Origin of the sequence: Aeromonas sp. QDB54, assembly GCF_027707385.1 — a bacterium.
GTDB lineage: Bacteria > Pseudomonadota > Gammaproteobacteria > Enterobacterales > Aeromonadaceae > Aeromonas > Aeromonas hydrophila.
The window spans coordinates 152,027-164,807 of the sequence record NZ_JAPCIT010000011.1 but is presented as its reverse complement, the minus strand read 5'-3'; the positions used below and the strand labels follow the sequence as shown (position 1 = coordinate 164,807).

General features: G+C 61.9%; 11 protein-coding genes. 9 read left to right on the top strand and 2 right to left on the bottom strand.

The window, feature by feature from the left end; all coding sequences use genetic code 11:
- Positions 1 to 45: 45 nt before the first annotated feature.
- Positions 46 to 843, bottom strand: a complete 798-nt coding sequence (locus PG881_RS13075; protein ID WP_270800479.1) for a competence protein CoiA family protein — start codon at positions 841 to 843, stop codon at positions 46 to 48.
- A gap of 336 nt (positions 844 to 1,179) precedes the next feature.
- On the opposite strand from PG881_RS13075, the gene PG881_RS13070 reads away from it, so the two are divergent.
- The 8 genes from PG881_RS13070 to PG881_RS13035 all read left to right on the top strand — a co-directional run bounded on the left by PG881_RS13070 (position 1,180) and on the right by PG881_RS13035 (position 9,600).
- The gene (locus PG881_RS13070) at positions 1,180 to 1,746 is read left to right on the top strand and encodes a DUF3305 domain-containing protein (protein ID WP_270800477.1); all 567 of its coding nucleotides are present in this window, start codon (positions 1,180 to 1,182) and stop codon (positions 1,744 to 1,746) included.
- Positions 1,739 to 2,341 (top strand): DUF3306 domain-containing protein, encoded by a 603-nt coding sequence (locus PG881_RS13065; RefSeq protein ID WP_270800475.1) that lies wholly within the window; start codon positions 1,739 to 1,741, stop codon positions 2,339 to 2,341. The genes PG881_RS13070 and PG881_RS13065 overlap by 8 nt, the downstream gene beginning before the upstream one ends.
- Before the next feature lie 104 nt (positions 2,342 to 2,445).
- Entirely contained in the window at positions 2,446 to 4,188 is a 1,743-nt protein-coding gene (locus PG881_RS13060; protein ID WP_270800473.1) for a 4Fe-4S dicluster domain-containing protein, read from the top strand.
- A gap of 10 nt (positions 4,189 to 4,198) precedes the next feature.
- Positions 4,199 to 4,819 (top strand): TorD/DmsD family molecular chaperone, encoded by a 621-nt coding sequence (locus PG881_RS13055; RefSeq protein ID WP_045789288.1) that lies wholly within the window; start codon positions 4,199 to 4,201, stop codon positions 4,817 to 4,819.
- 69 nt (positions 4,820 to 4,888) lie between these two features.
- A complete protein-coding gene (locus tag PG881_RS13050; RefSeq protein WP_005303194.1) occupies positions 4,889 to 5,092 on the top strand; it encodes a transcriptional initiation protein Tat in 204 nt (67 codons plus the stop codon).
- A gap of 23 nt (positions 5,093 to 5,115) precedes the next feature.
- Positions 5,116 to 8,004: a formate dehydrogenase subunit alpha gene (locus PG881_RS13045; protein ID WP_270800470.1), complete on the top strand. Its 2,889-nt coding sequence runs from the start codon at positions 5,116 to 5,118 to the stop codon at positions 8,002 to 8,004.
- 4 nt (positions 8,005 to 8,008) lie between these two features.
- Positions 8,009 to 8,632, top strand: a complete 624-nt coding sequence (fdh3B, locus tag PG881_RS13040) for a formate dehydrogenase FDH3 subunit beta (protein ID WP_042865547.1) — start codon at positions 8,009 to 8,011, stop codon at positions 8,630 to 8,632.
- A complete protein-coding gene (locus PG881_RS13035) occupies positions 8,629 to 9,600 on the top strand; it encodes a formate dehydrogenase subunit gamma (protein ID WP_158196934.1) in 972 nt (323 codons plus the stop codon). Before fdh3B ends, PG881_RS13035 begins: the two co-directional genes overlap by 4 nt.
- A 65-nt stretch (positions 9,601 to 9,665) precedes the next feature.
- Here PG881_RS13035 and PG881_RS13030 read toward each other — a convergent pair whose 3' ends face one another.
- Positions 9,666 to 10,796 (bottom strand): hybrid sensor histidine kinase/response regulator, encoded by a 1,131-nt coding sequence (locus tag PG881_RS13030; RefSeq protein ID WP_270800467.1) that lies wholly within the window; start codon positions 10,794 to 10,796, stop codon positions 9,666 to 9,668.
- A gap of 240 nt (positions 10,797 to 11,036) precedes the next feature.
- Here PG881_RS13030 and PG881_RS13025 point away from each other — a divergent pair, with 240 nt between their 5' ends.
- A complete protein-coding gene (locus PG881_RS13025) occupies positions 11,037 to 12,752 on the top strand; it encodes an NAD-dependent malic enzyme (RefSeq protein ID WP_024944164.1) in 1,716 nt (571 codons plus the stop codon).
- Positions 12,753 to 12,781 lie beyond the last annotated feature (29 nt).

Sequence of the window (12,781 nt, the reverse complement as noted above, 5' to 3'; positions counted from 1 at the left end):
CTCATGATGAACCCTGTTCCATGGCTCCAGATGACAAACATGATCTCATATCAGGGACTTGTTCGCACCTTCCCTAGATTTTTCATCATGCTTCAAATCAGGTATTTGAATACGTTTTGCCCAATGACATGTGTCGATTAATTTGGAGTGATTTAAAAAATTGTTATAGTTTTTAGCATTGATAGAGTTAATTTCTTTTTTTAGCTTCTCTATGGCTTTAGTTTTTAATTGAGCATGTTCGGTATTGAAAATCCACTTTCTGGGGGCTCTTTTTAATACGTGTTCTTCTAACTGATGCCTTGATATATCTAAGCTTACCTCACTAAGATCTATTTCAATGGACATCAGTTTATTTTGTTCGAATTTGGATACGGCGGCATCATCCTTTTTGTTTGTTCGATATATTTCAATGGCAAAGGCTTGCCCTGTAATATTGTCTGTGCATAAAACATCCACTATCAGATTGTCAATTTTAACTTCTAGTTTTGCTGTGTAGTTAGATAAAAACAAGTTTTTATATTGCCAGTGTTCCACATGCCATTCTTCTAGATCGCAATATGAACCTTCTTCTCCCTTCGAAGAAGGAAAATGGATTCTTTCAGATTTTTTTGACGCATTCTCTATAATTTTCTTTGCTAAGAAATGAATAATGCTTTCACCGGTACAATTAGTCTCTGTTTGATGTGAGAAATGCCAAGTTTTAATTTCTCCTTGATTAGCACATAGTGCACCACCACATTCAATACACACGCATTGACATTTATTTCCATTAGGCACCTCATAAATATGCTTTATATCGCCATTAAGATTAATCCCCCATGCTAATTTTACACTATGAATCATTCTATACCTCGAATAGTCATCCGAAACAAAAGTGATTTTTTATAAAAAGATGAAGATTATCAATAGTTCTTCTTTAAAATTTCGATATCTGTGATTTGAAACTAACCTTGCATGTTGGGCTTCGCTGCGCTCTGCACCAGCCTACGCCCGCGTCTACCCATATCCCGCACGACGCCCCAACTAGCATTAAAGCCCCAAGTGGCCACCAGACCGGCCTTGGCCCCACTCTTGCTAAGTCTTATCCCATTAATGGCTGTGGCCGCCCTGAATGTCCTGCTCTGATCCGTCCCGAACGGGGTGGATCACGGGGGAGGGCGGCCTGGCAGAGACCTTCTGATGGGAGCCGTGACAGTGCAAGAGACAACCAAACCCCTCTCCCCGCAGCGCTGGCTGCAACTGGAGTTAAAGGCCATCGACAGCCAGGTTGGCCGCTGGCAGAGCCGCCGTTTCGAGATTGCGGCACTCCACCCCGCGCAGCCCAAGGCTGCCGGTGCCTTGCCCCTAACCCTGTTTCGCGATGAGCGGGGGGATTATCGCTTCAATTTGAGCTCCGGCTCGCCCCGCCTCTTTGTCACCGGAAGCCGCGTGGACAATGGCTTTGTGGCCGATGGCCTGACCCTGAGCCAGACCGTGGCCGCCGCCTATATGGATGGCGAGCGGCAGGTGCTCTCCTGCCCGCTGCCCGAAGCGCTGCAAGCCTGGGTGGAGGCCTTTATCGGCCGCCACGGCGAGCTGCTGGAGGCCCGTCGCAAGGGCAAGAAGGGCAAGGGGCGGGCGCAGGATCAGCTCGGTGTCGATAGCCAGGATCAAGCCAGCTGTGGCGCCGTCAAGGCCACCGGCCCCGATGGCCGCGAGCGTGGCAGCGACGCCGGAACCTGTGCCGTAAACAGCGCCCATGAGTGAGTTTCTCAAGCGCTGGTCGTCTCGCAAGAGTGAGGCGCGCAAGCATCAGGCATTGCAGCCGAGGGAAGAGGCCATCCCCGAGACTGTTGTCACCCCCATCGAAAGCAGTGACGAAGGTGAAATCCCTGATAATGCGCTGGATAGCCCCGTAGTCAGTACTGACAAGGGGAGCAGTGAACCCCTTGCCGTTGAGGGGGCCGAGAGTGGCGAACCGCAGCTAACAACAGCCCAGCCGGGCAAGGCCAAACTCCCCGACAGGGAGGCGCTGCGGGCCATGTTTCGCAGCCATAAGCCGGATGGGCTCGACGACTACACCCAGGATTTCAGCCAGCCCGAATTGCTGCCCGCGGCCCTGACCGCCGGCCTGCGCAACTGGCTGGTGGAGCAGGCGACGGCGCCGGATGACGAAGCGCCTCACTCAACCGCTGCCGCACCCGAACCGGCGACAGTGGCCGCCACGGCCATAACCAGCGAACCGCAAGGTTTGGCTGATAACCATTCTCAAACCCACACCGACGATCGGGACATTTTGGTTGACTATGATGGACAAAATGTCCCAACCAAGGGTGGGGAAATAGAGCATTTGGGATCCTGACTCCCTGCCAGTCACTTTTTTCCTGGGGGAGTTGGCTCGGCTCTTGCTCTCCCAGCTGACCAACAAGCACGCCGTCCCACGAGGTGGCGCGCACAGGAGTGCATGTGAGCATCGAACAACCCATAACAACATCCGTCGCAACTCTGACCGCCGATGGCGTGGCCGCGCGCAACGAACGTGCCCGCGCCCATGCCCTGCAGCATACGGTCAAGACCAACAACCTGATCCCGGCCACCGTCTCTTACCAGAGTCAGGGGCGCTTGCTGCTGGTCGGCCCGGAAGACCGCATTCGCCGCGCCGCCAGCCTGCTGCCCCAAGGCGTGATGCCGACCCTGCTGGTGACCGAGTCGGTGCATGACGCCGAGGCAGCGGATCTCGAGGCCATCTTCGAGGCTACCGCCACCCTGGATGCTCTGACCCTGCGCGAACCGAGCCTGACCGGGTATCTCGGTCAGTTTCAGCTCACCGGCCTCAATGGGCAGGGTGAGAGGTTTGATCTGGCTGCGCTCTGTTTTCCACAACAAGCGGCTGCTGCTAGTGAACAGCTACGCGAACCACGCTTCGATCTGGTGGCCGATCTGGGCCGCGTCCCGCTGTTTGCGCTGGAACGCCCGCCGGTGGGCTATCTGCATCTCTTTGATGACGCTGACCTGGCCGAGCGGCTTGCCGAGCTCTGTGCGCTGACCGGTATCTTCGACAAGCCGCGCTATTTTCGCCTCGACCCCGAGGCGTGCGCCTTTACCGCCCGCGGCGTGCCCGGTTGCAGCCGCTGTCTCGATGTCTGCCCGACCGATGCGCTCAAGCCTATCAATGGTCGCATCCAGATCGATCCCCATCTCTGTCAGGGCTTTGGTAGCTGCGCCTCAGCCTGTCCGACCGGGGCGATTGGCTATCACCAACCCGACGCCAATACCAGCGGCGACTATCTGCTGCGTCTGCTCAAGCACTACCGGGAGGCGGGAGGCGACGCACCTCGGCTGTTGATTGCCGGTGAAAGCGAGCGCGAATGGGTGGAAGCCGAGCTCACCCACCTATCTGCCAACTGGCTGCCGGTCTGGGTGGAGGAGAGCGCGAGTTTAGGCATCGAGAGCTGGCTCGCGGCACTCGCCTACGGTGCCAGCGCAGTGCGCATTGCGCTGGGTGACGATGCCCCCGCAAGCGTCCGTGCGCTGGTTGAGCGGGAACTGGCCAGCGCCGCCGTGCTGTTGGCGGGCGCTGGGCTTGCTGCCGATCGCATCGCCCTGTTTAACCCGGATGCCGAACAAGATAAGCCGATCTCCGGTGAACCAGCCATTGCCCTGCTGGACAAGCCGCTGAAAGGAGACAAACGGGAGAACCTGTTTGCCGCCTTCGATGCCCTCTGGCAGGCCAATGAGGGGCGCCGTGAGCCGCTGGCAGTGCCCCACGGCGCCCCTTACGGCAGCGTGGAGCTGAAAGACGCAGACTGCACCCTCTGCATGGGCTGCGTGGCGGTCTGTCCGAGCCGCGCCCTGCATGCGGTGGGTCATGCGCCCGGCCTCAACTTTATCGAGCAGGATTGCATCCAGTGCGGCATGTGCGAAAAGGCGTGCCCCGAGCAGGCCATCGTGCTGATGCCCCGCTTGCAGCCTGTGCCCGAGGCGCGCCGCGCCGTGCAGAGCCTTAAAGCCGAAGAGGCGGCCTGCTGCATTCGCTGCGGAAAGCCGTTCGCGCCGGCCTCCCTTATCCGCCGCATCCAGCAAAAACTGGCCGGTCACTCCCACTTTCAGAACGAGGCCGCCCAGCGGCTGCTGATGTGCGAGGACTGCCGGGTCAAGGATGTGTTTGCGGCGCTGGCGGCGGATCCCGTCTCCCAGCTCAAGGTGTGAGGGGGCTCTGATGACTGAACAACGCAATGACTACCCGGAGGCGCCGGCAATGACCGACCTGGATCGCAATAGCGCCGACATGTACGCCCTGCTGGCGAGCCTCTGGCGCGCCGCCCCCCGTGGCGAACAGCTCGCCTGGCTGCAAGGCCTGCAGGCCATGCCCGGCCCCTTTGCCAGAGGGCTGGGGCTGGTGCAGCTGGCGGCCAGCAGCCACCACGAGAATGAGCTTGCCGAGGAGTATCAGGATCTCTTTATCGGGCTGGGGCGCGGGGAGATCGTGCCGTTTGCCTCCTGGTATCTCACCGGCTCTTTGATGGAGCTGCCGCTGGCGGTGCTGCGCGCCGACCTCCAGTCGCTCGGCTTCGAGCGCCGGAGCGGGGTGTGCGAGCCGGAAGATCACCTGGCCGCCCTCTGCGAGGTGATGGCGGTGTTGATTGCCGAGCAGCACCCGGATCGCAACCGCTTCTATGAACGCCACCTTGCCCCCTGGGTACTCGCCTGCTGCCGCGATCAGCAACAGGCGAAAGGGGGCAGCTTCTATCGGGCGGTCGGTGCTCTTGCCGAAGACTTTTTCAAACTGGAACAGGAACTGCGCCTGCCCTTTGGCAGCCCGGTGGTGACGCAGCCATGACGCTGCGTCACCCACTCATAGCAAAACCGGCTCACCGCAGCCGACCATAACAACAGAGGTCACAGAAAGATGAGCGATGAACAGCTGAAAGACCCGTCCCGCCGCAATCTGATCAAGGGGGTGGGGGTGGTTGCCACCATCGGCGTGCTGGCCGGTGCCACTGGCCGGGTGGTGGGCAAGGAGGTGCTGACCCACGACACCGAGCCGGATAAGGGCTATCGGGAGACCCCCCATGTTCACGACTTTTATCGCACCCTGCGCGGCACCGACTGAGCCGGCTCAGTGAAGGAGAACTCATGAAACTGACGAAACGTGCCGAGCAGCCCCAGGCGGGCGAGCAGGGCAGCTTGCAAAGCAATGGGGCCGCTCGCGGTCAGGGGCTGACCCGTCGTGCCTTTATGGTCAACTCAAGTCTGGTGGCCGGCGGCGCCGTGGCCGCCGGTTGGCTGGCCCCTGCCATGATGCAGCGGGCCGAGGCCAAGAGCGTGGCGGCCGACGTGCCGGTCGAAGTGAAGCGCACCATCTGTTCCCACTGCTCGGTGGGCTGCGGCGTCTATGCCGAGGTGCAAAACGGCGTCTGGACCGGCCAGGAGCCGGCCTTCGATCACCCCTTCAACTTGGGCGGTCACTGCGCCAAGGGGGCGGCCCTGCGCGAGCACGGCCACGGCGAGCGTCGCCTCAAGTACCCGATGAAGCTGGTGGGCGGCAAGTGGCAGCGCCTGAGCTGGGAGCAGGCCATCGAAGAGGTGGGCAATGAAGTGCTGCGCCTTCGCAAGGAGTCCGGCCCCGACAGCGTCTACTGGCTCGGCTCCGCCAAGCACTCCAACGAGCAGGCCTACCTGTTTCGCAAGATGGCGTCCCTGTGGGGCACCAACAACGTGGATCACCAGGCGCGCATCTGCCACTCCACCACGGTCGCCGGGGTCGCCAACACCTGGGGCTACGGCGCCATGACCAACAGCCTGAACGACATGCACAACAGCAAGTCGATCATGTTCATCGGCTCCAACCCGGCGGAGGCCCATCCGGTCGCCATGCAGCACATCCTGCTGGCCAAAGAGCGCAACGGCTGCAAGATCCTGGTGGTCGACCCGCGCCGTACCCGCACCGCTGCCAAGGCGGACATGTACCTCTCCCTGCGTCCGGGCACCGACGTCGCCTTTATCTGGGGCATGCTCTGGCACATCTTCAAGAACGGCTGGGAAGACAAGGAGTTCATCCGCACCCGCGTCTACGGCATGGACGAGGTGCAAAAAGAGGTGGCGCGCTGGACCCCGGCCGAAGTGGAGCGGGTGACCGGCCTCAACGAACAGCAGGTTCATGGCGCCGCCAAACTGCTGGCCGACAACCGCCCCGGCTGCGTGGTCTGGTGCATGGGCGGCACCCAGCACACCACCGGCAACAACAACACCCGCGCTTACTGCATCCTCGAACTGGCCCTCGGCAACGTGGGCAAGAGCGGGGCGGGCACCAACATCTTCCGTGGTCACGACAACGTGCAGGGCGCCACCGACTTTGGTGTCACCTCCGACTCCCTGCCCGGTTACTACGGGCTGGAAGAGGGCTCCTGGAAGCACTGGGCCCGGGTGTGGGACGTCGATTACGAGTGGATCAAGGCCCGTTTTGACAACAAGGCCTACAACGGCAAGCTGCCGATGAACAACAACGGCATTCCGGTCTCCCGCTGGGTTGATGGTGTGCTGGAGAACGCCGATCTCATCGAGCAGGGTTCCAACATCCGCGCCATGTTCTACTGGGGTCATGCTGTCAACTCCCAGACCCGCGGCCCCGAGATGAAGAAGGCGATGCAAAAGCTCGACATGATGGTGATTGTCGACCCGTACCCCACGGTCGCCGCCGTCATGAACGATCGCACCGACGGCGTCTACCTGCTGCCGGCCACCACCCAGTTCGAGACCTATGGTTCCGTCACCGCCACCAACCGCTCCATGCAGTGGCGCGACAAGGTGGTCGAGCCGCTGTTCGAATCCAAGGTCGACCACGAGATCATGTATCTCTTGAGCAAGAAGCTCGGTTTTGCCGATGAGCTGTTCAAGCACATCAAGGTGGAGAACAACGAGCCGCTCTTGGAAGACATCACCCGCGAATACAACCGCGGCATGTGGAGCGTAGGCTACACCGGCCAGAGCCCGGAGCGGCTCAAGGCGCACCAGCAGAACTGGCACACCTTCCACAAGACCAACCTCAAGGCCGAAGGGGGCCCGGTCAGCGGCGAAGTGTACGGTCTGCCCTGGCCCTGCTGGGGTACCCCGGAGATGAAACACCCGGGCAGCCACATCCTCTACGACACCAGCATTCCGGTGTCGGAAGGGGGCGGCGGTTTCCGTGCCCGTTTCGGCATCGAGTATCAGGGCGTCTCGCTGCTGGCCGAAGACTCCTGGCCGAAGGGGAGCGAGGTGGAAGACGGTTATCCCGAGATCACCGCCGATCTGATGAAGCAGCTTGGCTGGTGGGATGAGCTGACCGAGGCCGAGAAGAAAGAGGCCGAGGGCAAAAACTGGAAGACCGATCTCTCCGGCGGTATCCAGCGGGTGGCCATCAAGCACGGCTTCGTCCCCTACGGCAACGCCAAGGCGCGCTGCGTGGTGTGGACCTTCCCGGATCAGGTGCCCAAGCACCGCGAGCCGCTCTACACCCCGCGCCGGGATCTGCTGGCCGACTACGCCACCTGGCCCGATGCCAAGAGCCTGTGGCGCCTGCCGACCCAGTACGCCTCGGTGCAGGAGAAGGACGTCAGCAAGGAGTTCCCGATCATCCTCACCTCCGGCCGTCTGGTGGAGTACGAGGGGGGCGGTGACGAGACCCGCTCCAACCCCTGGCTGGCCGAGTTGCAGCAGGAGATGTTCGTCGAGATGAACCCGGCGGATGCCAACGACGTCGGCGTGCGCGACGGTCAGGACGTGTGGGTCGAGGGGCCGGAAGGAGGCCGGGTCAAGGTGAAGGCGCTGGTGACCCCGCGGGTCAAGCCGGGGCTCGCCTTTATGCCGTTCCACTTCGGCGGCCACTTCGAGGGCAAGGATCTGCGATCCAAATATCCGGAAGGGTCTGACCCCTATGTGCTGGGGGAGTCGGTCAACATAGTCACTACCTATGGTTATGACCCGGTCACCCAGATGCAGGAGACCAAGGTCACCCTGTGCCGTTTTCGCAAAGTAGGAGCCTGATCCCATGGCCAGAATGAAATTCATGTGTGACACCAAGCGCTGCATCGAGTGCAACGGCTGTGTGACGGCGTGCAAGAACGAGAACGACGATGCCCTGGAGTGGGGCATCCAGCGCCGCCGGGTGGTAACCCTCAACGACGGCCTGCCGGGTGAGACCTCCATTTCGGTCGCCTGCATGCATTGCACCGACGCCCCCTGCATGGCGGTCTGCCCGGCCGACTGCTTCTATCACACTGACGACGGCATCGTGCTGCACAACAAGGATCTCTGCATCGGTTGTGGCTACTGCCTGTTCGCCTGCCCGTTCGGGGCGCCCCAGTTCCCGAAGACCGCCGCCTTCGGCGATCGGGGCAAGATGGACAAGTGCACCTTCTGTGCCGGCGGCCCGGAGGAGGATCACAGCGAGGCGGAGCGCCAGAAGTACGGAGCCAACCGCATCGCCGAGGGCAAGCTGCCCATGTGTGCCGAGCTCTGCTCCACCAAGGCGCTGCTGGCGGGGGATGCGCAGGTCATCTCCGACATCTTCCGCGAGCGGGTCGCCTATCGCGGCGCCAAAGAAGCGGGCTGGGGCAGCGGTGAAGAGCTGTTCCATGACGCCAGCAAGGCGGGCAAGGGAGGGGCGGCATGAAAACCTGGCTAATGGCCCTGTTTGCCGCCCTGCTGCTGGTGAGTACCGCCAGCTTCGCCGACGCCGAGAAAGAGGCGGTCGGTTTTGCCGGCGCCGACTACTGGCGGGCGGTGAAGGACGGGCAGGAGGGGGTGACCACCTCCCGCTCGCCGGAGCACGGGGTGCTCATCTCGGTGCCGGGCCAGCTCTGGTTCGAGGTGAAGACCAAGTGGGTGTCGCCGCTCGGTGCCATCGCCATTTTCGGGTCGCTCGCCATGTGCGGCCTGATGTACTGGGCGGTGGGGCCGACCAAGCTCTCCAAGCCGCGCACCGGGCGCAAGCTCAAGCGCTGGAGCCGGCTCGATCGGGCGCTGCACTGGACCACGGCGGGCATGTTCCTGACCCTCTCCGGGTCCGGGCTGGCCATCATCTACGGCAAGCACTTCATCAAGCCGGTGGTGAGCATCGGGGTGTGGGAGAACTGGATCTGGTTCGCCAAGGTGTTCCACAACTACGTGGGGCCGCTCTTCTTCCTCTGCCTGATGGGAGTGCTCATCAAGTGGTTTCGCCACAACATCGTCAACATGGTGGACGTGCGCTGGTTCATGAAGGCGGGCGGCATGCTGGGGCCCCACAAGGGGAGTCACCCCTCGGCGGGCTTCTCCAACGGCGGCGAGAAGGCGATCTTCTGGCTGCTGATCTGGTTTGGCGGCATCGTCGTGGCGACCGGGCTGTTTCTGGACTTCCCCATCTTCGGCCAGCTGCGCCGCCAGATGGAGTGGGCCAGCTTCATCCATATCGTCGGCGCCTTGATCCTCATCTGCGGCTTCATCTTCCACATCTACATGGGCCTGTTCCAGCTGGAAGGGGCGCTGGAGGGGATGATCAGCGGCGAGGTGGACGAGACCTGGGCCAAGGAGCACCACGATCTCTGGTATGAAGAGGTGAAGCACCAGCTCGACGAGCCCAAGGTAGGCAAGTCAGGCTGAGGCTGGCCGCGACATCAGAATGAAAGAAAAGGGGCGCTGCGGCGCCCCTTTGTTGTGTCTGCCGCTCAGAGCGGCGGCTGCAGCGGCAGCCGGATGCAGTAGCAGAGCCCCTCGCCGGGCGGGCTGGTGACGGCAAGCTGGCCGTGCAGGTTGTTCTCCACCAGATTGTGGATGCGACAGGCGCTCAGCCCGCAGTGGCGGGCGTCACCGCGCAGGGTGGTGAAGAAGGGCTCGAACAGGTGGGCGAGCTGCTCGGCCGCCATGCCGGGGCCGTTGTCCCGGTAGATCAGCAGTAGCTCGCTGCCGGCCCGCTCCACCTGCAGGGAGAGGCGGTGTTCCCCCGGCCCCTTGAAGGCGTGCTCCATGCTGTTCTTGATGAGCTCCTGCACCAGGTCGAGAAACAGCGACTCGGGGGCGGTCAGGGTGACCTCCTCGCCGCCCAGCTCGGCGTTGACTCGGGCGATGAGAAACTCGGGGGTGAAGGCCTGCAGCAGCTTGCGCAGGCTCTTCTGTACGGCAAAGGGGGTGGCGGGCAGTTCGGTCTGATCCCGGGTCAGCTCCTTGAAGCGGGTCACCAGCAGGGCGACCCGGCGCAGGCTGGATTCCACCAGCTCGGTGCCCTCCTTGATGTCGGTGAGCTGCTGCTGGAGCAGGCGCTGCCCCAGCATGCCGTTTTGCACCGCGCTGGCCAGCAGATCGCCGGCGCCGTGAATGAGGCTGGAGGCGGTGATGCCGATGCCGATCGGGGTGTTGATCTCGTGGGCGATGCTGGCGGTGAGCTGAAACAGGCTCTGGTAGAGCTGCACCTTGGCTTGCTGGCGCCCCAGCTCCTTGAGACGCAGCTGGTTTTGCACCCGGGCCAGCACCTCGAGCTGGTGGAAAGGCTTGGAGACATAGTCGCAGCCGCCGGCCTGAAAGGCCTGCTCGAGCGCCCCGATCCCGCTGTTGGTGCTGATGAAGAGCACCGGCAGGCACCACTGGCCCGGCAGCTGCTTGATGCGGCGGCACGCCTCGTAACCGTCCATCACCGGCATGTTGATGTCCATCAGCACCAGATCGGGGGGGAACTCGGTGGCGGCATCCACCGCCTGCAGGCCGTCGGTGGCCTCCCGCACCCGGTAACCCGCCTCTTCCAGCAGACTGCGCAAGATGTAGCGGTTGGATGCCATGTCATCGACGATCAGGATTTCACTCATCTGTGTGTTCTCTCCTGCCCCCGGGAACCTCTCCCTGCCGGTGGCCTGCTGTTGAGCATAGTTGGCCGCTCTCTGTGGCGCGTGGCCGGTATGAGACCATCATCCGCCTCGGCGCGGATTTTGGCCGCAGGGTATGCCCAAGCTCACAAAACTAAACAGGCAAACGTCATATGATTGATTTCATTATGAGTCTTGCTCTCCTGCCGAACGGCAATTTCACGTAAATCAAAGAGAATGACTATGGCTACCGGACAATATCTGCTGTGGAAAGATGCACAGGGACAAGATTTTCGCCCCGTCGCACTGACTGGCACCGATCTGCTCAACGATCGCAATCTCAACAAGGGCACCGCCTTTACCGAACAGGAGCGCGCCGACTTCGAGCTCGACGGCCTGTTGCCTCCCCAGGTGCAAACCTTCGAAGCCCAGCTGGATCGGGTCTATCAGGGCTTTTTGAGCGCCTGCAGCGACATCGAGAAGTATCAGAACCTGCGGGCATTGCAGGATCGCAACGAGACCCTGTTCTACGCCCTGCTGGCGCGCCACGTGGAGGAGATGACCCCCATCATCTACACCCCGACCGTGGGCAAGGCGTGTCAGGAGTTCAGCCACCGCTACCAGAAGGCGCGCGGCCTCTACATCACCCCGAAGAACGTCGATGACATGGGCTCCCTGGCCCGTCAGCTGGATGCCAAATCGGTGCGCATCATCGTCGTGACCGACAGCCAGGGGATCCTGGGGATCGGTGACCAGGGAGTGGGCGGCATGGGCATTCCCATCGGCAAGCTCTCCCTCTATACCCTGGCCGCCGGTATTCACCCCGCCTGCTGCCTGCCCATTGCGCTCGACGTGGGCACCGACAATCAGGCGCTGCTGGATGATCCCATGTACCTGGGTCAGCCCCACAAGCGCATCCGTGGCAAGGAGTACGACGACTTCATCGACAAGTTCGTGGCCGGGGTCAAGCGCCACTTCCCTAACGCCGTGCTGCAGTGGGAGGATTTCAGCAAGTCCAACGCCTTCAACAATCTCTCCCGCTATCAGCAGTCGCTGCCGTCGTTCAACGACGACATCCAGGGTACCGGGGCCGTGGTGCTGGCGGGCATCATAGGGGCGGTCAAGGTCAAGGGCGAGACCCTGGGCCAGCAGAACTACCTGGTCTATGGCGCCGGTGCTGGCGGGGTCGGGGTGGCGGATCAGATCTGCGCGGGCATGATCCGCGAAGGGTTGGATCCGCAGGCGGCCCGCGATCGCATCTATATCCTGGATACCCAGGGGCTGGTGTGTGACAACCGCGAGGGGCTCGACGAGTACAAGCGCCGCTACGCCAAGCCGGGTCTGCTGCTGGCTGGCTGGGACACCGAGGTGCCCGGCAAGGCCAACCTGACCGATGTGCTGCGCCATGTGCCGATCACCGTGCTGCTGGGCACCAGCGGCTCGGGCGGCGCCTTCAAGGAGGAGCACGTGCAGCTGATGCAAAAACACTGCGCGCGCCCCATGGTATTCCCGCTCTCCAACCCGACCGCCAACTGCGAGGCGCTGCCGGACGACATCTATCGCTGGAGCCAGGGCAAGGCCATCGTCGCCACCGGCAGCCCGTTCAAGGATGTGCACTACGAAGGGCAGGAGTTCCGGGTCGGCCAGGGCAACAACGTCTTCATCTTCCCGGGGGTGGGCCTGGCGGCCATCGTCAGCCAGATCCGCGAGATCACGCCGGACATCTTCACCACCGCCGCCTTTGCGCTGGCAGAGTGCGTGAGCGAGGTGGACCTGGCCAAGGGGGCCGTCTATCCGCGCATTCGCGAGCTGCGCAACATCTCGGTGCACGTGGCGACGGCGGTGCTCAAGGACATAGTGCGGCGGGATCCTTCCCATCCGCTCATCGGTCAGGATCTGCAGCAGCACATCCTCAACCACATGTGGGAGCCGGTCTACCTGCCCTATCGCCGGGTATGATGGCTGCAAGCTTGCACTGGCAATAGCAG